Here is a 23,969-nt window from a genome sequence, read left to right as displayed (position 1 = left end):
CAGGCCGAAGTCAGGCTCACCGTTTATTTTTCATTATCCACGTGTTCTATGAATTATTTAGCCCTTGCCCGTAAGTGGCGTCCTCGTTCATTTTCGGAGTTAGTCGGTCAGGATCATGTGGTTCGCGCATTGTCAAATGCGCTGCAAACACAACGAATTCATCACGCCTGGTTATTTACAGGTACGCGCGGTGTTGGTAAAACCACCTTGGCACGCATTCTTGCCAAATCACTGAATTGTGAAACTGGTATTACTGCCAATCCCTGCGGTCAGTGTTCAACTTGCTTGGAAATTGATCAGGGACGCTTTGTTGATTATATTGAAGTCGATGCGGCCTCAAGACGCGGTGTAGATGAGATTACGCCGCTGTTAGAGCAAGCCATTTATGCACCCTCACGTGGTCGTTTTAAGATCTACACCATTGACGAGGTGCATATGTTGACCACACACGCCTTTAACGCCATGTTAAAGACCTTGGAAGAGCCGCCTCCGCACCTGAAGTTTATTCTAGCGACCACCGATCCACAGAAAATCCCGGTGACGGTTTTATCTCGCTGTATTCAATACAACCTCAAGCAAATGTCCCCCGAAGCGGTAGTGGAGCATTTGCAACATTTGCTCAATGAAGAGGGGGTGGACTATGAAAAAGCAGCCTTGCAATTAATTGCCCGAGGCGCTGCTGGTTCTATGCGTGATGCCTTATCACTTACTGATCAAGCCATTGCCTTTAGCGGCAATCATATCACTGTGCAAGCAATGCAGGATATGTTGGGCACCATTGATCAGAGCTATTTAGTGAATTTAATTCGTGCCTTATTGGCTGGTGATGCGAGCCAAGTGGTAGCGATCGCTGATGCCATTGCGGATCGTGGCTTTTCCTATGAGGGGGCCTTGGCTGACTTGGCGGCTTTGTTATCGCGTCTAGCGATGGAGCAGCGATTAGCCGGTACGATTGATAGGGATGATCCGCTTTATCCTGAATTGGCGCAAGTGGTACAAAGTGCGAATCACGATATATTACAGCTTTTTTATAGTATTACGGTACATGGTCGCAAGGAATTAGCATTAGCGCCTGATGAGTATGCTGGCTTTGTGATGATTTGTCTGCGCATGTTGGCTTTGATTAATGCACCAGCGATTCAGTCAGAGCTACAACAAAGCACAGCGACAGCCACAGTAGTGCCTGTAACTGACTCGAACGACGGCCTTGAGGATAAAAAAAAACACCTTAAATTAGACGTCGCACCGGAGCCGAATGCGCAAGCGGCCCAACCTACCGTTTCTTCACCGGCGACCGCAGTGGATACACAAGCCACTGCGCCTAGGCCGGCTGAGGAATCCTCATCAGCGCCTATGAATTCCTCACCTGAGGAGTTAGACCAAGCAAGGCAGAAGCCAAGTACCGAAGAATCCGACCCTATGCCACCGACCGAGGCCTTAACCTCAAGTAGCGTTGGCAATATCGATGATGTGCTTGAAGCGTCGCAGCCTACCGCAGAACCCGCGGCAAGTGCTGCAAGCTCTGACCTGTCAGAGCACGACTGGATGAGTCTGCAAAGCAGTGCCATGGTGGATTATGACGGGGATATTATTGATGAGCCCTTGAGCTCGGATATGGATTTTGATCCGACGTGGGTACCTACAACCGCCACCGATGAGGATAAAATCACCTTATCTTCGCTTAATCAGGCGCGTTGGATTGAGTTGACTCGCAGCTTGGCGTTGCCGGGGTTGGCAGGCGAGCTATTGCTTAATAGTCAATGGTTGGCGACCAAGGATAATACCATTTACTTAAAAATATTTTTAAAAAATGTGGATAGTTTAGCGATTAAATCAACCCTAACCACGGCCTTAACTGAGTATTTTGCTCGGGTGGTGAAATTACACTTTGAAAGCGGTGAGACGGGTGATGCCACTGCACGTGCGCAACTGATCAGGGAGCAAGAAGAGCGTCAGTTGCAAGCTGAAGAGCGCGTTGCTAATGACCCTTATATCCAGAGCTTAAAGACAAGCTTTGGTGCAAATGTAGTTGAAGGCTCGGTACGCGTTTTATCAACAGACTAGATACGATACAATACGGTAAATTTTTTGATAAAAAGGAATTCTTCATATGATTATGAAAAATCAATTAGCCGGGCTGATGAAGCAGGCGCAGAAAATGCAGGAAGATGTGAAAAAAGCACAAGAGGCCTTGGCAAATATTGAGGTTGAGGGTGCAGCCGGCGGTGGTTTAGTAAAGGTTACAATGACTTGTCGTAATGATGTGCGCCGCGTTAGCATTGATCCATCTTTGCTGGAAGATGATAAAGACATGCTTGAGGATTTGACCGCTGCTGCCTTTAACGATGCTTTACGTAAGGCACAGGCGATGGCGGATGAGAAAATGGCTGCCGCAACGGCTGGTATGCCAATGCCTCCGGGTATGAAGTTCCCGTTCTAGTGATTCATTTTATCCATCGCTAAGATAAGTCATTGAATATCCCAGGATCTAAAGCCGAGCCTAAGTTTGATGAGCCCTTAGAGGAGTTGGTTGATAGTTTATGCCAGCTCCCGGGTATTGGTGAGCGTAGTGCGCGGCGTATGGCTTATTACTTGCTGCAACACGATCCGGAGAGTGGCTTAAGACTGTCACACGCATTGGAGCGTGCGCTGACAGAGTTGCGCCATTGCCAATTATGTAACTCCTTTACAACGGGTGAAATCTGTGCAACCTGTAGCGATGAGTCGCGTGATGCTTCTGTGCTATGTGTCGTGGAAACGCCAGTTGATCAATTGATGATTGAGTCCACCCGCAGTTACCGTGGTTTGTACTATGTGTTGATGGGCAAATTGCAGCCCATTCAAGGCGTAGGGGCACTCAGTTTAAGTTTGCAACGCTTGATTGAGCGTGTCCAAGACACAACAATCAAAGAGGTGATTTTAGCGACCAATTACACCAGTGAGGGTGAAACCACGGCGCATTATTTGGAGCAGTTATTGCGCCCGCACCAGATTAAGGTAACGCGTATTGCGCGTGGAATCCCAGCTGGTAGTGAATTGGAATATGTGGACGCTGGCACCATCGCCTGGGCTTTAATGGAGCGTAAAGGCTAGTTGCGGCAGGCATTAAGCCTGATGACTGCGACAATTTATCTACCACCGCGATGCGCAGTACAAAGCAAGTACGGCGCCACAGGGTGATACTGCGCCCAAACGCAGAGAGCGCATCACGTCATGTTAAACCGTGTGCTCACACGTTAAACACTGCGTCGCTTCGGTCTAATGCCTCGCACCCCTAGTAAACTATACGCGCTGGCGCGCAGACTCAATCAGTTGGTCTAGCTTAATCGCATCGCTGACAAAGTTACGAATACCTTCAGCCAGTTTTTCTGTTGCCATGGCATCTTCATTGAGTAGGAAGCGGAAGCGCGCCTCATCCAATGCTATTTCTTCAATCGCCATGGCTTGGGCTTGATGTGCATCCAATGCCGGTGTCAGTGGTGTGTGCGTATTAGCGAGTTGTTGTAATAACTCGGGGCTGATGGTCAATAAATCACAACCGGCTAAGGCTTGAATTTGTCCGATGTTGCGGAAGCTAGCGCCCATAATCTCGGTTTTAATTGCGAATTTCTTATAGTAATTAAAGATGTTGGTCACGGATTTGACGCCAGGATCATGTGAGCCGGCTTGCGCCTCATCATCCCACGTGCTACCTGCCTGTTTTTTATACCAATCATAAATACGACCAACAAAGGGTGAAATCAGCTTGACGCCAGCATTGGCACAAGCCACGGCTTGTACCAAACTAAAGAGCAGGGTGAGATTGCAGTGAATACCTTCTTGTTCTAATTGCTTAGCGGCCTCAATCCCCTCCCAAGTCGAGGCGATTTTAATCAGTACGCGTTGCCTATCAATACCAGCCGCTTTATATAATTGGATTAGTCGGCGTGCACGAGCAACAGTAGCGGCAGTATCAAAGGATAAGCGCGCATCCACCTCAGTAGAAACACGACCAGGCACGACCTCTAAAATTTTACGACCAAAAAGTACCAATAAATGATCAAGAATCTCCTCAGTTGGTGCATCAGGCTGCTGTTTAATGACTTCATCAAGTAGGGGGCGATAGCGTTGATCCTGTGTCGCTTTAAGAATCAGGGATGGATTGGTGGTGGCATCGGTTGGCTGCAGCTGACGCATCGCCTCAAAATCACCGGTATCGGCCACAATGGTGGTGTATTTGGCTAAGCTATCTAGTTGATTCGTCATTTTAAAAACCCAAATAAAAAAGAATAAATTAAGTGCTAAAAGCGTCTACCTATAGGAAATTATATTAGTTTGATATGTAAATGCTGTTAAAGAGGGAGTAAGGCGTAAATTAATTTGATTAAAGTAAGCGTTTGGAACTTTAATTAACTTTTTTTGACTAAGGATACAATAACTATCGCTCTGACTACTAGGGTACTAAGGGGGATGCTATATGTATCTGTATCTTGCTAGGCTAAATTATTTGCTTAAACAGTGCTTATAGTATACTATTTAAAGTTATGTAATCCTATGTAAGCAAATGTTTTCAAGCGATCACAATAGTTATGGCATTACGTATGTGGCTTATCAATTTCATTGGATTTTTGCAAAGGCTGTTTTAATTGAAAAGATTTTTTAGGCTTTTCTTTTGCTTGTTTTTGTTTAGCTTGTCGCTGATGTCTCCGGCGGCCAGTGCCTTTCCTAATGCCTATAAATTATTGGGTTTTTCTCAAGCGGAATTTGAGCTAGTGATCAACCCTTGCTTAGATGAAGCGGTTTTGCTTGAGCGTTTCGGTCGTGATGCCTTAGTGGTACAAGAAAGGGAATTAGCTAAATGGCCCAAAGGCTTATGCCAAAATCTGGATGTGGCCCGCCAGTTGATGACATGGAATTATTATTCGACGACCTTATTGGCCAATACCGAGCGTCCAGCAGTGATTGCGAGTGAGATCAATAAGCATACAAAATCACTTGAGGCATGTACTAATGTCTCTTGTCTAGGTCGTTTATTGCCGCGCATTACCGAGTGGGTTTATCTCAATATTGATCGCTTACCCGTATATACTGACTCCGAGAGTGCGCGACGTAGTCAGGAGCCTTTACTTGGTGATCCCGTGCTACATCCCAGCTTAGCCTTGAGAAATCTGCCTTTGCCCTTATCCGATTCCGCTCAGCTATGTCAGGGTGCAAGCATCAGCGATTTGAGCTTTTATACTGTAAATTTTTCGGTTGAAGGGCGACCCTTAGTACTCGCCATGTGTAAGGATGCGCGTAATCCAAAGGCAAATGGTCAGCATATGTGGTTGCTTGAGCGATTGCAGCCTAATGGCATTGATCCTACCGTTGGTAGCTCTGCTGGCGCTGGTTGGCGTGAGATTTTATCCGAAAGCGGTCACGGGCGTTTGTATGTTTATCGAGGTAGTCGCACGACCTATCCAACACTTTATAGTCGTCGTTCAACTAAGACTGGTGAGCAGGTCATAGTGTATGATTTTCAAGCGGCGACAAAGCAGTATCACCGCAGTGCCATCTTAAATCTTGAATACGATGCATTGGGTCGTCCGCATGCCTTTATGCAGCGCTAATGACCGTTGCGAGACGCTGTTTTCCAGGGGGTGCGCTAGCGTCCATGGGTGAGTGGTGGGTGCTGCTTTTAGCGTACTTATTTCAATAGACAATTATCCCCAAATCCGCTGAATTGCTTAAGTAGAGCCCGGATTTCCTATATAATAAACAGGTTTAATTCAGTTTATTAGTAAGAGATTTTATGGCGCACTCAAGTAGCATATTTGCTTATCAACAAGGTGTTGAGCCGGCGATTCTCGCATTAGCAGATGGGACCGTCTTTAGAGGTCGTTCTATCGGTGCGGCGGGTCATTGCACAGCAGAAATTGTTTTCAACACCTCCATGGTCGGCTATCAGGAGCTTTTAACAGATCCCGACTATCATCAACAAATTATCACCCTTACTTATCCTCATATTGGTAATACCGGCATTAACTCCGAGGATAACGAGTCTTCCCAAGTTCAGGCTGCCGGTCTCGTGATTCGTAGCTGTCCTGTACGTTACTCTAATTTCCGCGCCGAGCAGTCGTTGCCTGAGTATTTAAAGGCTAATGGCATTGTGGCAATTAGTGAAGTCGATACCCGTAAATTGACGCGTATTTTACGCGATGGGGGTGCCCAGTCAGCATGTATTATGGTGGGTGATGATGCAGCCAAAGCCATCGAATTAGCTAAGGCCCATGCCGGTCTTGCGGGTCAGGACTTAGCCAAGGTCGTGAGTCGTCAGGCGCCAACGCAGTGGCACCAGCGCTCGTGGCAGTTAAATGAGGGCTTTGCTGAGCTAAGTGAGGCGGATGCGGCATACCATGTGGTGGTTTACGATTTTGGTGTTAAAAATAGTTTATTACAGCTATTGGCTGATAAAAACTGCCATATTACCATTGTACCAGCGACAACACCAGCGGCGGAGGTGCTAGCCTTGAATCCAGATGGTGTGTTCTTATCCAATGGCCCTGGTGACCCCTCAGCATGTGCTTATGCCATCGAAAATACTAAGCAACTATTGGAGCGCAAGGTGCCGTTATTAGGTATTGGTTTGGGCTTCCAAATTCTAGCTTTGGCGGGTGGTGCGACAAGCTATAAACTAAAAGTAGGTAATTACGGTGCGAATCACCCAGTGCAGGATCTTAGCACGGGTCGTGTCATGATCACCGTACAGAGCCAGAGCTTTGCGGTTGCAAAAGACAGTCTACCGGCAGCGCTTAAGGCCACACATATTTCCTTATTTGATGGCGGTCTACAGGGTATTCAATTCACTGATCGTCCGGCCCTCGGTTTGCAAGCACAACCTGAGGCTAGCACAGCGCCTTATGCGGCTGTGACCATCTTCGATCAATTCATTCATTTAATGGCAGAAAAGTAGAGAATTATGCCTAAGCGTACAGATATAAAAAGTATTTTAATTGTGGGTGCTGGTCCGATTGTTATCGGTCAGGCATGTGAGTTTGACTATTCGGGTGCCCAAGCTTGTAAAGCATTAAAGGCAGAGGGCTATCGTACGATTTTAGTTAATAGCAACCCGGCCACCATTATGACCGACCCAGAAACGGCCGATGTGACCTATATTGAGCCCATTACCTGGCAAGCGGTTGAGCGTATTATTGAGGTGGAAAGACCGGATGCACTATTAGCCACCATGGGTGGTCAGACCGCATTAAACTGCGCCTTGGACTTAGCTCGTCATGGTGTTCTTGAAAAGTATGGGGTTGAGCTTATCGGCGCTAATCAAGACGCGATTGAAAAGGCTGAGGACCGCATGAAGTTCAAGGATGCGATGACTAAAATCGGCCTTGACTCTGCTAAATCTGGGATTGCTCATAGCATGGAAGAGGCGTGGGAAGTGCAGCGTAATATCGCCGCAGAAATCGGTACCTCGGGTTTCCCTGTGGTGATTCGTCCGAGCTTTACCTTAGGTGGTACCGGGGGTGGTATCGCTTATAACCCTGAGGAGTTCGAAACCATTTGCCAACGAGGTTTAGAGGCCTCACCAACGAGCGAGTTATTGATCGAAGAGTCTTTGCTTGGTTGGAAAGAATATGAAATGGAAGTGGTGCGTGACGCCGCTGATAACTGCATTATTGTCTGCTCCATCGAAAACTTGGATCCGATGGGGGTGCATACCGGTGACTCTATCACGGTAGCGCCAGCGCAAACGATGACGGCCAAAGAGTATCGCATCATGCACGATGCCTCCCTAGCTATTTTACGTGAGATTGGGGTGGCTGCCGGTGGTTCTAACGTACAGTTTGCGGTTAATCCGGATAATGGCCGTATTATTGTGATTGAGATGAATCCGCGTGTGTCGCGTTCATCTGCCTTGGCTTCCAAAGCGACCGGTTTCCCAATTGCTAAAGTGGCAGCTCGCTTAGCGGTTGGTTATACCTTGGATGAGATAAAGCACGAGATTACCGGCAGTAAAATCCCGGTTTCATTTGAGCCGACCATTGATTACGTTGTCACTAAAATCCCTCGCTTTGCCTTTGAAAAATTTCCCCAAGCCAATGATCGTCTAACCACGCAAATGAAGTCAGTGGGTGAGGTCATGGCGATTGGACGCACGTTCAAGGAGTCATTCCAAAAAGCACTGCGCGGTTTAGAGGTTGGTGTTGATGGTTTAAATCAGATGACCATCGATCGCGAGAAATTGCAAGTTGAATTGGCAGAGCCGGGTCCACAGCGTATTTGGTATGTGGGTGATGCCTTTGCCAAGGGCTTTAGCTTAGAGGAAGTGCACCAACTCACCAAAATCGATCTTTGGTTCTTAGAGCAGATTAAAGAAATTGTTGATATTGAATTAGCGCTAGAAAAAATGACTTTGGCGTCGATTGAGCCTGAAACGATGCGTGAATTAAAGCGCAACGGTTTCTCCGATCGTCGTTTAGCTTATTTGCTCGATACCACTGAGGCTGAGGTTCGTAAAAATCGTCATCAGCATAATATCCGCCCTGTCTATAAACGCGTTGACACATGTGCGGCTGAATTCCCTACGAGTACTGCGTATTTCTACTCCACTTATGAGGAGGAGTGTGAGGCAGAGCCTACCACTAACAAGAAAATCATCGTGCTTGGTGGTGGACCTAACCGCATTGGTCAGGGTATTGAGTTTGATTATTGCTGCGTGCACGCAAGCTTTGCTTTACGTGATGACGGTTATGAGACCATCATGATTAACTGTAATCCCGAGACTGTCTCCACTGACTACGATACCTCAGACCGTCTGTACTTTGAGCCTTTAACACTTGAAGATGTGTTGGAAATTGTTGAGGTCGAAAAACCGGTCGGCATGATTGTGCAGTACGGTGGTCAAACACCGCTTAAATTAGCGCGTGCACTTGAGGCTAATGGTGTGCCTATTATCGGTACCAGCCCTGAATCCATCGATATTGCTGAAGACCGTGAGCGTTTCCAAAAGCTGTTACAAAAGCTTGGCTTGCGTCAGCCGCCTAATCGTACCGCCCGCACTGAGAGCGAAGCCTTGGCTCAGGCCTCAGAGATTGGCTACCCCCTAGTCGTGCGTCCATCCTATGTATTAGGAGGTCGTGCCATGGAAATCGTACACGAGCAAAGCGATTTAGAGCGTTATATGCGTGAGGCCGTCAAGGTGAGCAATGACTCGCCAGTGTTATTGGATCGTTTCCTCAATAATGCCATTGAAGTCGATGTGGATTGTATCGCTGATGGTGAGCACGTCTTTATCGGTGGGGTAATGCAGCATATTGAGCAAGCCGGTGTGCACTCTGGTGACTCTGCGTGTAGCTTACCGCCGTATTCATTAGATGATGCTACGATCGCTGAAATTAAACGCCAAACCAGCCTGATGGCCAAAGCGCTTGATGTTAAGGGTCTGATGAACGTACAGTTTGCCATCCAAGAGGGTGAGGTGTATGTGTTGGAGGTGAATCCACGCGCTTCTCGTACCGTGCCCTTTGTGTCTAAGGCCACGGGTTTACAACTAGCTAAAATTGCTGCCCGTACCATGGCGGGTATGAGCTTAGCGGAGCAGGGCGTGGATAAGGAAGTTATTCCTCCTTTCTACAGTGTGAAGGAAGCGGTTTTCCCATTTGTGAAGTTCCCAAGTGTGGATACCATTCTTGGTCCTGAGATGAAGTCTACCGGTGAGGTGATGGGGGTTGGTAAAACCTTTGGTGAAGCCTTCCTTAAATCACAGATCGGAGCCGGTGCCACCTTACCGGAATCGGGTACAGTGTTCTTAAGTGTTAAGGATCAGGACAAGGACAAGGCACTCGAAATTGCTAGGGGCTTACATGATTTAGGCTTCAAGCTTCGTGCCACACGCGGTACTGCGGCCAAAATTAGTGAGGCTGGTATTCCGGTGCAAGCGGTGAATAAGGTGACTGAGGGTCGTCCACATATTGTGGATATGATCAAAAACGATGAAATCGATATGGTGATTAATACCGTTGAGGAGCGTCGTAATGCGATTAATGACTCGAAGACCATCCGCACCCATGCTTTAGCTGGTAGTTTAACTTTCTTTACCACGATCGCAGGTGCTGCTGCTGCAGTACAGGGGATGCTTTATATGCGTGCGTCTAAAAACATGACGGTGTACTCTTTACAAGAGCTGCATAAAGAAATATCGCACTAAAGCAGAAATAAACAAACCCGAAATTAGCGAATGATTTCGGGTTTGTTTTTGTGATGTTTAGCCTTAACTTTCTAAATGGGCACCATGACCCCAATCAATGAGTTGCCACCCACCCTCGCTAAAACGTACATGATTGATGGTGGTATTACGCTGTAAAACCTCGCGTTGAGCGGTATTTTCTAGACCCATAAAATAGCGCCACATCATATCCAAGGCACCACCATGAGACACAATCGCCACTAGCTCACCTGGATATCGTTGGGTAATGCCATGCAGTGCCCCCTGCAAGCGCTTTGAGAAAAGTACCAAAGGTTCCACCGCTAATTCTTCAGCAAAATCTTTAGGCGTGGCATGTTGTTGTGTATCGAAGTGTTGAAACGCTTCACGCCAATTTTGACCCTCTAGTTTGCCGTAATTACGTTCTCGTAAGTCAACATCAATCTGAATAGTGAGTGATAACTCTTGAGCCAGTGGGGTAGCGGTTTGAATGGCGCGTTTTAAATCACTGGTATAAATACGTGTCAGCTTTAGACCATGCTTTTCATATAGTTTTTGCAAATAGTCGTTTTGTAAGTACTTTCTAAGATGTTCAGCCTGCTGTTTGCCAGTCTCATTTAAGCTAATATCAGACCAACCTTGTAAACGTTGCAAAGCATTCCAATCCGTCTCACCATGACGGATAATGAGTAAGTCAGTGCTACGTCCGGACATGATCACTCCTCGTTATGGGTTCAAAACAGGCTTCATTCTATCACTTCAAAGCGCACAGGAGTAGTGAAGCCTCATGCTAAAATTACTGGCACAAATTATGTTTTTAACTCTATGTAAGGGGAGTCTCATGACGGACAAGGATCAAGCCACGTCGGATGAAGCAGTGGGTTTCGGCTATAGTGGTGAGGAAAGTGTAAGCTCAGCCTCGGGGCAGCCAGTGGGCGAGGAGTCGACTGCACACACGCCGGAGACAGCCGCTTTCTTTCCTAAGTGGCGTTTAGTACCAAATTTACAACCCGGGCAGATGATTGCACCAGATGAGCGCTTGCCGATGGGGCAGTCCGTTGTGATGGGTGTGCAGCACGTGGTGGCGATGTTTGGCGCCACGGTATTGGGCCCCTTATTGATGGGCTTTGATGCCAACTTAGCGGTATTAATGTCAGGTATTGGTACCTTAATCTTTTTCTTTTTGGTTAAGGGCCAAGTGCCCAGTTATTTGGGTTCTAGCTTTGCCTTTATTGGTGGGGTGGTGTCAGTTACTGCCTATAGTGGCTCAGGCTTAAATGCAAATATCGGGGTTGCCTTGGGAGCGATCATTATTTGTGGTTTGATCTACACGCTCATTGGTTTAGTGATTTGGCATTTTAATGCCAAGGGCAGTGCCGCGGCGGTGATTGAGAGGCTGATGCCGCCCGTGGTCACAGGTGCTATTGTCGCGGTGATTGGTTTAAACCTTGCCCCAGTGGCTGCCAAAGGGGCGATGGCGAGTGGTAGCACTTATGATGCCGTAATGGCGATCGTAACCATGACCAGCGTTGGCTTAGTGGCTGTATTTACGCATGGCATGCTGCAACGCTTATTAATTTTGGTCGGTTTGGTCTTATCTTATTTATTGTATTACGTGTTTAGTAATCTACTCGGCTTTGGTACACCGGTGGATTTGAGTGCCGTGGCCGCAGCGCCTTGGTTCGGTATACCAACTTTCTATCAGCCGGAATTTCAATTGTCTGCCATCACCGTTATTGCGCCCGTGGCAATTATTTTGGTTGCTGAAAACTTAGGTCATATCCGTGCGGTTAGTGCTATGACGGGTCGTAATTTAGACCAGTATTTAGGTCGTGCCTTTGTGGGCGATGGGGTAGCAACCATGGTGGCGGCTTCTGTCGGTGGTACCGGTGTGACGACTTATGGTGAAAATATCGGTGTGATGTCGGTGACGCGTATTTACTCCACCCTGATTTTTGTGATTGCGGCGATCTTCGCAATTATCTTAGGTTTTTCACCAAAATTTGGTGCCTTAATTCATAGCGTACCGGCACCTGTTTTAGGTGGGGTTTCAGTGGTTGTGTTTGGCTTGATTGCGATTGCTGGGGCGCGTATATGGGTGATTAATCGGGTGGATTTTTCGGATAACCGTAATCTGATTGTGGCAGCCATTGCGGTTATTTTAGGTGCGGGTAATTTTACGATTGAATTAGGATTTTTTAAGTTTGAGGGGATTGGTACCGCCACCTTTGGTGCTATTTTACTGTATCAGCTTTTAAGTCTTAAGCGTGACAATAAGAAATCATAGTTTCATGATGATGAGTACTTGATTTTTAAGAACTTTTTAAGCATAATAGAGTTAACTCTTCCCCGACTGTGTTGGTCGGGGTTTTATTTTTAGGCGCCCTTATATTGCCATTGAGGTGATGATGTTGGGGCGCTCTTTTAATTGTATTTTGGGTAGAGGTAGATCATGTCAGGTATTCCTTTAACTGTTGCTGGCGCGAAGCGCCTTAATGATGAACTAGCTAATTTAAAAACGGTTGAGCGACCTGCTGTTATTGAAGCGATTGCTGTTGCTCGTGCACATGGCGATCTTTCTGAAAATGCAGAGTATGATGCAGCGCGTGAGCGTCAGAGTTTTGTTGAGGGGCGTATCAAGGAGCTTGAAAGCGTTTTATCGGCAGCAAATATCATTGATCCCGCCACCTTAGATGCAGGTGATCGGATTGTGTTCGGCGCCACGGTTGAGTTGGAAGACTTAGATACAGGTGAGCAGCTGAAGTATCAAATCGTGGGTGATATTGAATCAGATATTCGTCAAAATCTGATTTCCGTTTCCAGTCCCGTTGCTCGTGCCCTCATCGGTAAGCACGAGGGTGATGTAGTGACTGTGATGGTACCCTCTGGTGAGCGTGAATTCGAGATCTTATTAGTCGAGTATCTGTAAGTCTTAAAATCTCGTCTGTAAGCTTCGGCGATTAATTTCAAATTATAAAATCCTCTCAACGGTAAGCGCTGAGAGGATTTTTAATGTTAAGTCGTACAATTAGATGCTATTTCTCAACGCGCATTGCTCGTATCTTTTCTACCTGTGAGGCACTGACGGCGCTAGCTTTGTTATTCCAACCCTTACGAATAAAGGTAGCTAATTCGGCCACCTCTTCGTCATCTAAGCGCCAAGCAAAATCTGGCATCCGAAGTCTGGCGGGGCGTAGTTCGGTTGAGGGGAGCTCTGCACCGTGCAAGAGGATGTTAATCAACGAGGTTGGATTATCCGCAATCACAATGGAGTTGCCATCCAGTTTAGGAAAAATTTCTGGCGCTCCCTTACCGTCTACAAAGTGGCATCCTACGCAGTTATCCAGATATAGGCGCTTTCCTAAATCTAACTTCGGATCGGCCTTGCTCAACTCAAGCTCAGTGGCAGTTTTCTCGTTTTCCTTTACCTTGAGGGCGGTGGTGCTTGGATGATCTTGATTAAGATGTTTTAAATAGATGGCCATCGCTAACGTATCATCTTCACTTTGGAATTGCAGTGCATCCTCAACGGTGACAGCCATACTGCCGGTGGCAGTGGCGTGTTCATTACGTCCCGTGCTAAGGAATAAACGTAAATCTTCTACTGACCATTTAGCGATTGCGCTGTGCTTACCGTGTAGCGCTGGCACCGTGAAACCACCCATTTCTGCGCCAGTCAAAAATGATTGACTACGTTCATCAATGCCTTTTTGACCCATCGTGCTATTTCTCGGACTGTGACAGGCGCCACAGTGACCAACGGCTTGTACAAGATAAGCACCGCGCACGAGCAGTTGATTATCACTTGTCGGTGCAGTGAAACCCGGTTTTTCAAGATTAATCCATTTCCATAGTCGAATACCCCAACGTTGATTGAACGGGAAGTTCATCTCCGGCTCAAGGTTTGGCGCATTAATGGCTTCTACCTCTTCTTGAAAATATGCGTACATGGCGCGAATATCTTCTTCGCTCAATTTTCTATAGTTTTCATAAGGCATTGCTGGGTAGAGATGCTTGCCGTCATTGCGTAAACCGTCATAAAGTGCGGCCCGGAACTCGTCTAAACTGTATTTTCCTATACCGTGTTCTTCGTCTGGTGTAATATTTGTCGAATAAATAGTACCCATATCAGTGTCAATGGCCCTACCACCTGCAAAGGGCTTGCTTGGATCAGAGGTGTGACAGCTCAGACAGTTACCAATTACTGCCAAGTATTTACCAGTCGCAAGATCGGCTTGGTAATTCTCGTCGACTTGTTGCTGTGGTTTAGTTTTCTTAGCAGGTATCAAGATTATTGCCGCTAGAGCGACAAGTCCCAAAATCATTAAAGCAATGAAGCTTTTTAATCGTCTGGACATACTTATTCTCCCTTAAACTAAAGGACGTGGGTCTTTAAGGTACTTGTCGATAATATGATGAGCCGCCCAATAAGCTAATGCTCCTACCAAGCCGGTTGGATTGTATTGAATGTTTTGTGGAAAGGCACTGGCGCCCATCACAAAGACATTATGTTGATCCCAAGCTTGTAAATACTTGTTTAAAGCAGAGTTTTTTGGGCTGTCACCCACAATAGCACCGCCCACATTGTGGGTGGTTTGATAGGGGCGTACATTATATTGAGCGCCTTCTTGCTTGAAGCTGGATTGCATCATATCCGGCTTCATCGATGTGGCAATTTCCTCCATTTTTTTACGCATAAATTGTGTCATGCGGATATCGTTAGGATGCCAATTAAAGGTCATGCGTAATAAGGGGCGTCCATGACGGTCTTTATAAGTAGGATCTAGATCCAAATAGAATTGCTTATAGGACATACAGGAACCATGCGAGGCAATACTCATTGAGTGCGAATACCACTCTTTAATAGCTGATTTCCAGCCGGCGCCCCAAGAGGGTGTGCCTTCAGGTAAGCGCATGCTACGGAGTGGTTGACCGTTATAAGTGCCAGATGAAATATAACTACCGCCGATAAAGCCTTCTTTGGCATAGTCAATATTATTGATTCCGAAATCATCAATCACCATACCGTTACTACCATTGCCGATGAACCAGTTAAAGTGTTCATCTTTAAAAAATAGACTGACGCCACCATTCATCTGATAGGAGTAGTTTTTACCGACCACACCGTCACCAGTGTGTGGGTTATAGGGCTGACCGATACCGGAAATCAGCATCAAATGTACGTTATGAATAGCGTAGGCGCAAAGTATAACTAAATCAGCTGGTTGAAAAACCTGCTCGCCACTTTCTTCATCAAAGTAGGTTACGCCAGTGGCTGTTTTGCCGTCTTCAGCCAGTTCAATTTTCAACACTTCAGCATGAGTCTTATAGTGAAAGTTTGGTTTGCGTTTAAGTGCATCCAAAATCATGGTTTGTGGTGAGGATTTGGAATAGTTATAACAGCCATAGCGCTCACAGAAACCACAGAAGTTACAGGGTCCCATTTGCATACCGTACTCATTGACATAGGCTTGAGAAGCAATACCTGCTGGTCTGGGGAAGGGGTGATAGCCTAAGTCCGCCGCTGCTTTTGCAAACTTCATGGCATCATAGGTTTGTGGCAGGGCGGGCATTGGGTAGTTTCGGCTACGCGGTGCTTCAAAAGGATTGCCACCATTTTGCTTTTGTCCGCGAATATTCCCAGCTGTTCCAGATACACCGGCTACATATTCAAAGCGGTCAAAAAAGGGTTCTAATTCATCATAGCTGAAAGGATAGTCCTGAATCGTCATATCCTCAGGAATAATATCGACCCCAAATCTTTCCTCCACATAGCTACGCAGCTTCATTTCCTCGACCTGTGGTCGCCATGTATGACCGTTCCAGTGCATACCAGCACCACCTACACCGTTACCCGGTAAAAAGGAGCCAAGTACGCGGTATGGCAAGGCGGTCTCATCGAGTGAGCGACGTATCGTTAAGGTGGAGTTTTTAGGCTTTTGAGCGAAATTGAGGCGTATGCCGTATTTTAATTCATCAATTACCTTAGGATATTGAAAGTCGGGTACCGTATTTTGCTCGGGACCGCGTTCAAGGGCAATAATGTCCAAGCCCTGGTTAGCCAACTCCATACCTAAAATGGAGCCAGTCCAACCTAAGCCAACTATCACTACGTCTTTTTTAGGATTGGTACGTTTCATGATCTAGCCTCTCTCACCTGAAATTGAAACTGGGCCTAATGGGTAAGGCACATTGTGCTGATCTACCCATTCGGTAAATGCTGCTCTTGCACCTGGGAAGCCAATATGCTTCCAAGCCGCCAAGCCATAATTACCGCCATACATGGGGTCGGCAAAATAACCCTCTTTCGTGTTTTGCAGTAGTAATGAAAAAAATTCTTTTAGTTCAGATTTCAGACCAATCTCATTTGTTTGACAGGAGGTCAAAACACGGTCTTGAATATCCTCGCTTAATAGGGCGAATTTATTTGATTCATGCTGTTCACACCATTGATTGATATAGGTGATGGATTCACGATAAATTTCCGCTGGACTTAAGGGCGATTGAAAACCACGATCTAATTTAGCGTCGGGATAGTGTGGACCCTCCATATACCAATCAGCAGCTTTACCGAAATCGCCCGCCATTTGCAGATCAATAAAAACTGGTACCCGTGTTTCTAATGCACCAGGCCCTTCTCCCTCAGAGGGTATTAGTCTGGCACAGGCAGCTAAAATAAAGTCCCACTCCTCTTGATTGAAAAAGACGGGTTTATATTCATTTAACGGGGGAGGGGGCGAAATCTTAGCCTCAGCCGGAAGTGATACTGCAACAGTACCAGCACCGACCGCTTTTAGGAAATGGCGTCGCGATGGGGACCAATGTCTTGTAGGCATGGTTAAGCTCCTTGATTAAAACGAAGAAACACTTTCTATGAGGATTATCTAAGGAATTGTGGTGATACTAATCCTCAGCATGAAACGCTAAATAGTGATTGTCAAGGCAGCTAATTATAAGTTGCTCTTAAAAGAGGCGTTTTGTTAGGGTGATAACTAAGGTTTTAAGGGAAAATACGGAGAAGCTAATGTAAAGAAAACAACAATCCTCTCACATAATGTGAGAGGATTGAGTCAAAGAAGTGGATTCAATAAATCATCAAAGCGCAGCCAATTTAAAAGCGCTAATCCATGCGACGGCGCCCAGCTCTTAAACTCAAAGCGCTAGAAGGGCGGCGACGAGTGGAGGGGGTAGTTTTGCTGGCACCGCTAGTGTTACGGCGATTGAAAAAGGCCTTAGCAATTTCGCGGTTGCTTTCAGCTGTCTTAGGCTTTGACTGTTTGAATGGGCGATTGAGCTTTTTGCCCTCGGCAGCGATGCGCTTAGGGGTATAGGTCTCCCCCGCTTTGCGATAACTGCGTTGGTTCTGCGGCGCAAATTCATCATAAGGCTCGGTATCAATGACGGATTTACCGGGACGGTATAAAATCAATATCTTACCTAAATGGTGAATGTTGGCACACGACAAGGTTTCACAAATTTGATCGAGCATATTGCTGCGCTCTTCGCGCTCGTCTGATGCAACCCTAACTTTAATCAGGCTATGCGCCGTTAGGTTACGATCGATCTCTTTTAATACGCTCTCAGTGAGTCCGTTGTCACCGATTTGGACCACGGGCTTGAGTGAATGAGCCGCAGAACGTAGCGCACTACGTTCCTTAGAAGTTAGTTCAAGAATAGACATAGGAATGATTGGCAATGGCCAAAAAGAAATTTTCCAAAAACTGGATTCATCAACATATTAATGATCCATACGTAAAGCTTGCTCAGCAAAAAGGCTATAGAGCAAGGGCTGCATTTAAGCTTATCGAGATTTTAGAGACAGAAAAGCTAATGCGTCAAGGGGATATTATAGTAGACTTAGGCGCCGCACCCGGCAGTTGGTCGCAGGTTGCGCGAGAAAGATTAGTGACGCCATCGGGTGAGCTAGATGGTCGTGTCATTGCGTTGGATCTGTTACCGATGGAGGAGATTGCTGGGGTTGAGTTCTTTCAGGGTGATTTTCGTGAGGATGAGGTCCTCCATGAACTTGAGCAAAGGCTGGATGGTCAACAGGTAGATTTAGTCATTTCTGATATGGCGCCCAATCTTTCTGGTGTGGGACCGGCGGATGCTGCTCGGATTCAACACGTTTGTGAATTGGTGTTGGAATTTGCCATTGCGCATTTAAAGCCTGAAGGTGCGGTGATTGTTAAGGCCTTTCATGGCAGTGGCTTTTCTCAGATTGTGGAGCTTTTTAAACGCCATTTTAAGCGTGTTGTGGAGCGTAAGCCCAAGGCCTCACGCGATCGTTCGGCAGAAACTTTTTTAGTTGCGAAGGGTCTTAAGGAATCCTAATGCGGATTTTTAATTAGCAAATTGCTTGAGATATCGTTTTTTACCCCCACTATAATACGTTAGAATAAAGCATGCTCAATAAAAAGCGGCTTGTCTTTATCTCAAGCTTACGATTTGCTGTATTTATTGACGCAGTGTTTTATTATTATCAGATTCGGTTTTTTTGGAGTACCATGCCTTGAATAATTCCTTTTCGAAATTTGCCATCTGGGCGATCATTGCGATGGTCCTATTTACGGTCTTTAGGCAGCTTGATACACCTTCAGTGCCTATGGATACGGTGACTTATTCGCAATTTTTGGAAGATGCAAAGCAAGGTAAGTTATCTAGAGTTGAAATCCAAGGTGATAAGCTGACAGTCACCCCGGCTAATGGTCGTACCTATTCGTTGACGGCGCCGCGCGATCTTTGGATGGTGAGTGATTTGATTCGTGATGGTGTGCAGGTGACGGCACGCCCACCTGAGCAGCCTTCTTTCTTCTTAAGTGCCTTACTCTCATGGTTCCCGATGCTTTTATTGATCGGGGTTTGGATCTTCTTTATGCGCCAAATGCAGGGCGGCGGCAAGGGCGGAGCCTTCAGCTTCGGTAAGTCCCGCGCTCGGATGTTGGATCAAAACAATAACCGTATCACCTTTGCCGATGTGGCAGGGTGTGATGAGGCCAAAGAGGAGGTGACCGAGATCGTTGAGTTCTTACGTGATCCGTCTCGTTTCCAGCGCTTAGGTGGTCGCATTCCTCGTGGTATACTGATGGTCGGTTCGCCTGGTACGGGTAAGACATTATTGGCAAAAGCCATTGCCGGTGAGGCCAAGGTGCCGTTCTTTACTATCTCAGGTTCTGACTTTGTTGAGATGTTCGTCGGCGTGGGTGCATCACGTGTTCGTGATATGTTCGAGACGGCTAAAAAGCATGCACCGTGCATTATCTTTATTGATGAGATCGACGCAGTGGGTCGTCAGCGTGGCGCCGGTGTTGGTGGTGGTAATGACGAGCGTGAGCAGACGCTGAATCAGTTATTAGTAGAAATGGATGGTTTCGAGTCAGGGCAGAGCGTGATTGTAATTGCCGCTACTAACCGTCCCGATGTACTCGATCCGGCCTTATTACGTCCTGGTCGTTTTGACCGTCAGGTGGTGGTATCTTTACCAGATGTACGTGGTCGTGAGCAAATTCTTAAAGTGCATATGCGTAAAGTGCATGTTGCGCCTAATGTCGATGCCTCAGTGATTGCACGTGGTACCCCGGGTTTTTCTGGCGCCGATTTAGCTAACTTGGTTAACGAAGCGGCCCTCTTTGCTGCTCGTCGTAACGGTCGCATGGTCGATATGGTGGACTTTGAGCAGGCCAAAGATAAAATCATTATGGGTGCTGAGCGCCGTTCGATGGTGATGCCGGAAGAGGAGCGTTTAAATACTGCCTATCATGAATCAGGTCACGCCTTGGTGGCGCGCTTATTACCCAAGACAGACCCGGTTCATAAAGTGACGATTATTCCGCGTGGACGTGCCTTGGGTGTTACCATGCAGTTGCCTGAAAATGATCGTTACAGCATGGATAAAGAGCGCTTACTCAATATGATTGCGGTTTTATTTGGTGGTCGTATTGCTGAGGAAGTCTTTATGAATCAGATGACCACTGGCGCCTCTAACGACTTTGAGCGTGCAACGCAAATCGCCCGAGATATTGTGACCCGCTATGGTATGACCGACTCTTTAGGGCCGATGGTGTATGCGGAAAATGACACCGATCCTTTCTTAGGCCGTCAAATGTCACGTTCTTCGCAAATGTCTGAAGCGACCATGCAAAAGGTGGATGCTGAGATTCGTGCCATTATTGATGAGCAGTATCAGGTGGCCCGTAAACTCATTGAGGACAACAAGGACAAGATGCATGCCATGGCCAAGGCCTTAATGGAGTGGGAAACCATTGATGCAGAGCAGGTCGAGGATATTATGCAGGGTCGTCCTCCGCGTCCCCCTAAGGTACCTGATCAGCCTTATGATTCTCAGCCACCGAGTGCGGGTAATGCACCGCAAACGGACAAGGCGGACGAGCAAAAAGAGGCTGAAGATAGTAGTAAAAGTGCTAAAGATAAAAAAGACAAAAAAGATAAAAAGGATGAAGATGGCGATAAGCCAGTAGAAGCACTTTAATATTTCTTTTTGTATTGAAGCACTGTAAGTTGTTTTTACAGTGCTTTTTTATTTCTCAACGCTCATATAAATAAGTAGTATCAATTTTATGTCTAAAACCTTTACATGCGGACGCTTTGTCCTTGATCTTTCTAGCCCCTTGGTGATGGGGATTGTTAATGTCACGCCGGATTCTTTTTCTGATGGGGGAGCCCAGTCAGAACAATTGGACTTGGCGATTGAACATGGTTTGAAGCTGGTGGCTGAAGGAGCGCAGATACTGGATATCGGTGGCGAATCCACCCGCCCCGGTAGCGACGCCGTCACGGTGGAAGAGGAATTGCGGCGAGTGTTACCAGTGATTGAAGAGCTTAAGGGTGCTGGCGTGCCTTTGTCCATCGATACTTTAAAGCCAGAAGTTATGCGGGCCGCATTAGACGCTGGCGCAGATATGATTAATGATATTTATGCCTTGCGTCAACCGGGTGCCCTTGAGGTGGTGAGTGCACATCCTAACTGTGGGGTTTGTATTATGCATATGGTGGGTGAGCCTAAAACAATGCAGCAAAATCCCCCAGATTATGATGGTAATATTACAGCGCATGTGAAGAATTTTTTACAAGAAAGAGCTGAGCTTTTGTTAAAATGCGGTGTTGAACCAAGTAGAATCATGCTTGATCCTGGTTTTGGCTTTGGTAAGACCGTCGCTCAGAATTATCAGCTTCTAAATGAACTGGCGGATCTTCAAAGTCTACATCTACCCTTACTAACAGGTTTATCGCGCAAATCAATGATTGGTGCGGTTACCAATAAACCGGCTCAGGATCGTTTGATTGGTAGTGTGGTGGCAGCCATCGCTTGCGCTGAGCGCGGTGCTGCCATTCTTAGAGTACATGATGTTGCTGAAACGGTTGAGGCATTAGCTGTTTGGCAGGCCATTCATCAGGGAGTAAATTAACCATGGCACGTAAGTATTTCGGCACCGATGGTGTGCGTGGTCGCGTAGGCGGCGCAGTAATTAACGCTGAATTCGCTTTAAAATTAGCCTATGCGGCGGGTCGAGTGCTAGCTAGTCAAGGCTTAGAAGAGGGTGATAGACCAACTGTTTTAATCGGCAAGGACACTCGTATATCCGGCTATATGCTAGAAGCGGCAATGCAAGCAGGCTTTGCTGCTGCCGGGGTGGATGTGCTACTAGCCGGCCCAATTCCTACCCCTGCGGTGGCTTATTTAACTCGCACCTTACGCTTAAATGCGGGCGTGGTGATTAGTGCCTCTCACAATCCTTATCATGATAATGGCATTAAGTTTTTCTCAGAAAACGGCTTAAAGTTACCTGACGAGATTGAGTTAAAAATTGAGGCACTGATCGATGAGGATATTAAGTACGAGGAGTCTGAGTCCATTGGTCGTGCGCGTCGCTTAAATGATGCCACCGGTCGTTATATCGAGTTCTGTAAAAGTAGCTTTCCTAACGACCTCAATCTTAGAGGGTTGAAAATTGTGGTGGATGCGGCGCATGGTGCAGCCTACCATGTAGCCCCTTACGTGTTTAAAGAGTTGGGTGCAACCGTGATCCCAATCGGCTGTAGTCCCGATGGTTTCAATATTAATCGTAATGTTGGTGCCTTATACCCAGAGCAATTGGTAGCGACGGTGAATGCGCAGCGCGCTGATTACGGCATTGCTTTGGATGGTGATGCGGATCGCATTCAGATGGTTGACTCTCGGGGTAATATTTACAACGGTGATGAGCTGTTGTATGCGATTATTCTTGAACGCATGCAGCACATGGAAATTAAAGGCGTTGCCGGCACCTTAATGACTAATTTTGGTTTTGAAAAGCGCTTAAAGGATTTAGGTATCCCCTTAGAGCGAGCTAAGGTGGGTGACCGGTATGTGCTTGAAGCCCTACACCAAAACGGTTGGTATTTTGGTGGTGAAAGTTCGGGCCATCTGTTGTGTTTAGATTGTCATACGACGGGTGACGGGATTATCGCTGCGTTGCAGGTGTTAACAGCGGTCGTGCGTAGTGGTAAAACGCTACGTGAGCTAACCCATGACCTAAAGATGTACCCACAGGTGATGATTAATGTGCCTCTTAAACCGGGCTTGGATTGGCAAAATCATGCTGAGCTTCAGCGGGTACGGGCAGAGGTAGAAGCCGAGTTGGGTGATAGGGGGCGAGTGCTGATTCGTGCCTCAGGTACTGAGCCTATTTTGCGCCTGATGGTGGAGGCTGAGACTCATGAACTGGCTAAGCGTGGTGTCGAACACCTGGCGGATGTCAGTTTAGACGCCTAGTAGTAGCACTCAGACTGAATCATATTTTTAAGCACAATGCCTTAACAGGGTTGTGCTTAAAATTTATAAAATTGAAAGAATTCTGTCAAATCTCTTTTGTATAATGTAAGCAGATGATCATGTCGTTAGCGTTGTTATCATCTTGTAAACTATATGTATTGTCATATTTTCCTGAGTTGATTCGTTAAGTGTTGAGGATAGTTAATATATGCAAGAGCTGATAGAGATTCCAAAGGACTTAAGTGCGCTTGACGGCCCTAGCTTGGTATTAGGTATTGCCAATACGCCGCAAGAGCTTGAGGCGGTTCAGCGACTGCGCTATGAGGTCTATACACAGGAGATGGGGGTCCATTTTCCAGAGGCAATTGACGGTCGAGATGTGGATCATTTTGATGAGTTTTGTCAGCACTTGATTGTGATGGACACCAAGGAGGGTAAGGCAGTAGGTACTTACCGTATTCTTAGTCCTCAAAAAGCAGTCGAGGCGGGTGGTTATTATTCCGAGTCCGAATTTGATTTAAGTGAGTTTGAGCATTTGCGCCCTGAGCTGAATGAATGCGGTCGTTCTTGTACCCATCCGGACTACCGTGATGGTGGTGTGATTATGTTGCTGTGGAGTGGTTTAGCCCAGTTTATGCGCTGTCATGGTTTGCGTTATCTTTTTGGTTGTGCCAGCGTCAGTCTCTTAGATGATGGAGTACAAGCAGCACAGGTTTGGCAGTTGGCTAAGCAGCAGCTTGAGGAGTATAAGGGACAGCCTAAGGTCACTCCACACCACCCATACCCAATCCATTTACTAGAAGAAAAGGCAGCCGGCGAGCGTATCAGTCAGTCACGTATGCCGGCCTTGATTAAGGGTTACTTAAAGCTTGGCGCCCGTATTTGCGGTGAACCTGCTTGGGACAAAGACTTTAATGCGGTGGATTTTCCGGTGATTGTGGATATTGAAAATATGGATCGTCGCTACCGACGCCATTTTGGTTTTGACTGATTGGCTTGATTTTAAAGTTAAAGCCACAAGCC

19 protein-coding genes are annotated in these 23,969 nt (G+C 46.7%); 13 read left to right on the top strand and 6 right to left on the bottom strand.

Going from position 1 to position 23,969, the window contains the following annotated elements:
- Nucleotides 1–48 precede the first annotated feature (48 nt).
- From dnaX to recR, 3 genes are read left to right on the top strand one after another with little or no spacing between them, the layout of a single operon-like run.
- Nucleotides 49–2,064 carry a DNA polymerase III subunit gamma/tau gene (gene dnaX / locus HMPREF3179_RS09660; protein WP_018025644.1) on the top strand — a complete coding sequence of 672 codons (2,016 nt, stop codon included), beginning with the start codon at nucleotides 49–51 and terminating at the stop codon, nucleotides 2,062–2,064.
- Between the two features lie 49 nt (nucleotides 2,065–2,113).
- Nucleotides 2,114–2,440 (top strand): YbaB/EbfC family nucleoid-associated protein, encoded by a 327-nt coding sequence (locus HMPREF3179_RS09655; protein WP_026156738.1) that lies wholly within the window; start codon nucleotides 2,114–2,116, stop codon nucleotides 2,438–2,440.
- A gap of 32 nt (nucleotides 2,441–2,472) precedes the next feature.
- Nucleotides 2,473–3,093, top strand: a complete 621-nt coding sequence (gene recR, locus HMPREF3179_RS09650) for a recombination mediator RecR (protein ID WP_070470956.1) — start codon at nucleotides 2,473–2,475, stop codon at nucleotides 3,091–3,093.
- Nucleotides 3,094–3,282: 189 nt separating this feature from the next.
- On the opposite strand, the gene tal is transcribed toward recR, so the two are convergent.
- Nucleotides 3,283–4,245 carry a transaldolase gene (gene tal / locus HMPREF3179_RS09645; protein ID WP_070470954.1) on the bottom strand — a complete coding sequence of 321 codons (963 nt, stop codon included), beginning with the start codon at nucleotides 4,243–4,245 and terminating at the stop codon, nucleotides 3,283–3,285.
- Between the two features lie 434 nt (nucleotides 4,246–4,679).
- On the opposite strand from tal, the gene HMPREF3179_RS09640 reads away from it, so the two are divergent.
- From HMPREF3179_RS09640 to carB, 3 genes are all read left to right on the top strand, one after another.
- Nucleotides 4,680–5,588, top strand: coding sequence for a hypothetical protein (locus HMPREF3179_RS09640; protein ID WP_018025649.1), 909 nt, complete (start codon nucleotides 4,680–4,682; stop codon nucleotides 5,586–5,588).
- 182 nt (nucleotides 5,589–5,770) lie between these two features.
- Nucleotides 5,771–6,931 carry a glutamine-hydrolyzing carbamoyl-phosphate synthase small subunit gene (gene carA, locus HMPREF3179_RS09635; protein WP_018025650.1) on the top strand — a complete coding sequence of 387 codons (1,161 nt, stop codon included), beginning with the start codon at nucleotides 5,771–5,773 and terminating at the stop codon, nucleotides 6,929–6,931.
- Between the two features lie 6 nt (nucleotides 6,932–6,937).
- The gene (gene carB / locus HMPREF3179_RS09630) at nucleotides 6,938–10,177 is read left to right on the top strand and encodes a carbamoyl-phosphate synthase large subunit (protein ID WP_070470952.1); all 3,240 of its coding nucleotides are present in this window, start codon (nucleotides 6,938–6,940) and stop codon (nucleotides 10,175–10,177) included.
- Between the two features lie 63 nt (nucleotides 10,178–10,240).
- On the opposite strand, the gene HMPREF3179_RS09625 is transcribed toward carB, so the two are convergent.
- Complete coding sequence (locus HMPREF3179_RS09625; RefSeq protein ID WP_070470950.1) at nucleotides 10,241–10,888, bottom strand: histidine phosphatase family protein; 648 nt, start codon at nucleotides 10,886–10,888, stop codon at nucleotides 10,241–10,243.
- A 304-nt stretch (nucleotides 10,889–11,192) separates the two neighbouring features.
- On the opposite strand from HMPREF3179_RS09625, the gene HMPREF3179_RS09620 reads away from it, so the two are divergent.
- The gene (locus HMPREF3179_RS09620) at nucleotides 11,193–12,461 is read left to right on the top strand and encodes a solute carrier family 23 protein (protein ID WP_070470971.1); all 1,269 of its coding nucleotides are present in this window, start codon (nucleotides 11,193–11,195) and stop codon (nucleotides 12,459–12,461) included.
- A 165-nt stretch (nucleotides 12,462–12,626) separates the two neighbouring features.
- Nucleotides 12,627–13,103: a transcription elongation factor GreA gene (gene greA, locus HMPREF3179_RS09615; RefSeq protein WP_018025654.1), complete on the top strand. Its 477-nt coding sequence runs from the start codon at nucleotides 12,627–12,629 to the stop codon at nucleotides 13,101–13,103.
- 106 nt (nucleotides 13,104–13,209) lie between these two features.
- On the opposite strand, the gene HMPREF3179_RS09610 is transcribed toward greA, so the two are convergent.
- The 4 genes from HMPREF3179_RS09610 to yhbY form a co-directional block, all read right to left on the bottom strand.
- Entirely contained in the window at nucleotides 13,210–14,532 is a 1,323-nt protein-coding gene (locus HMPREF3179_RS09610; RefSeq protein WP_070470948.1) for a cytochrome c, read from the bottom strand.
- Between the two features lie 12 nt (nucleotides 14,533–14,544).
- Nucleotides 14,545–16,314, bottom strand: coding sequence for a GMC family oxidoreductase (locus tag HMPREF3179_RS09605; protein ID WP_070470946.1), 1,770 nt, complete (start codon nucleotides 16,312–16,314; stop codon nucleotides 14,545–14,547).
- A 3-nt stretch (nucleotides 16,315–16,317) separates the two neighbouring features.
- Nucleotides 16,318–17,010 (bottom strand): gluconate 2-dehydrogenase subunit 3 family protein, encoded by a 693-nt coding sequence (locus HMPREF3179_RS09600; protein ID WP_070470944.1) that lies wholly within the window; start codon nucleotides 17,008–17,010, stop codon nucleotides 16,318–16,320.
- A gap of 284 nt (nucleotides 17,011–17,294) precedes the next feature.
- A complete protein-coding gene (gene yhbY, locus HMPREF3179_RS09595) occupies nucleotides 17,295–17,855 on the bottom strand; it encodes a ribosome assembly RNA-binding protein YhbY (RefSeq protein ID WP_070470942.1) in 561 nt (186 codons plus the stop codon).
- 14 nt (nucleotides 17,856–17,869) lie between these two features.
- On the opposite strand from yhbY, the gene HMPREF3179_RS09590 reads away from it, so the two are divergent.
- From HMPREF3179_RS09590 to HMPREF3179_RS09570, 5 genes are all read left to right on the top strand, one after another.
- Nucleotides 17,870–18,508 carry an RlmE family RNA methyltransferase gene (locus HMPREF3179_RS09590; protein WP_036558499.1) on the top strand — a complete coding sequence of 213 codons (639 nt, stop codon included), beginning with the start codon at nucleotides 17,870–17,872 and terminating at the stop codon, nucleotides 18,506–18,508.
- Between the two features lie 178 nt (nucleotides 18,509–18,686).
- Nucleotides 18,687–20,663, top strand: a complete 1,977-nt coding sequence (gene ftsH / locus HMPREF3179_RS09585) for an ATP-dependent zinc metalloprotease FtsH (protein WP_048769273.1) — start codon at nucleotides 18,687–18,689, stop codon at nucleotides 20,661–20,663.
- An 88-nt stretch (nucleotides 20,664–20,751) separates the two neighbouring features.
- On the top strand, nucleotides 20,752–21,600 hold the full coding sequence (gene folP, locus HMPREF3179_RS09580) for a dihydropteroate synthase (protein WP_070470940.1): 849 nt from the start codon (nucleotides 20,752–20,754) through the stop codon (nucleotides 21,598–21,600).
- A gap of 2 nt (nucleotides 21,601–21,602) precedes the next feature.
- Nucleotides 21,603–22,946 carry a phosphoglucosamine mutase gene (gene glmM, locus HMPREF3179_RS09575; protein ID WP_070470938.1) on the top strand — a complete coding sequence of 448 codons (1,344 nt, stop codon included), beginning with the start codon at nucleotides 21,603–21,605 and terminating at the stop codon, nucleotides 22,944–22,946.
- A gap of 208 nt (nucleotides 22,947–23,154) precedes the next feature.
- The gene (locus HMPREF3179_RS09570) at nucleotides 23,155–23,937 is read left to right on the top strand and encodes a GNAT family N-acetyltransferase (RefSeq protein ID WP_036558490.1); all 783 of its coding nucleotides are present in this window, start codon (nucleotides 23,155–23,157) and stop codon (nucleotides 23,935–23,937) included.
- The last annotated feature ends 32 nt before the right edge of the window (nucleotides 23,938–23,969 follow it).

It is taken from the genome of Oligella sp. HMSC09E12 (assembly GCF_001808505.1).
Lineage (GTDB): Bacteria > Pseudomonadota > Gammaproteobacteria > Burkholderiales > Burkholderiaceae_B > Oligella > Oligella urethralis.
Note: the sequence above shows the minus strand (reverse complement) of the source record. Positions and strands in the feature narration are given on the sequence as shown.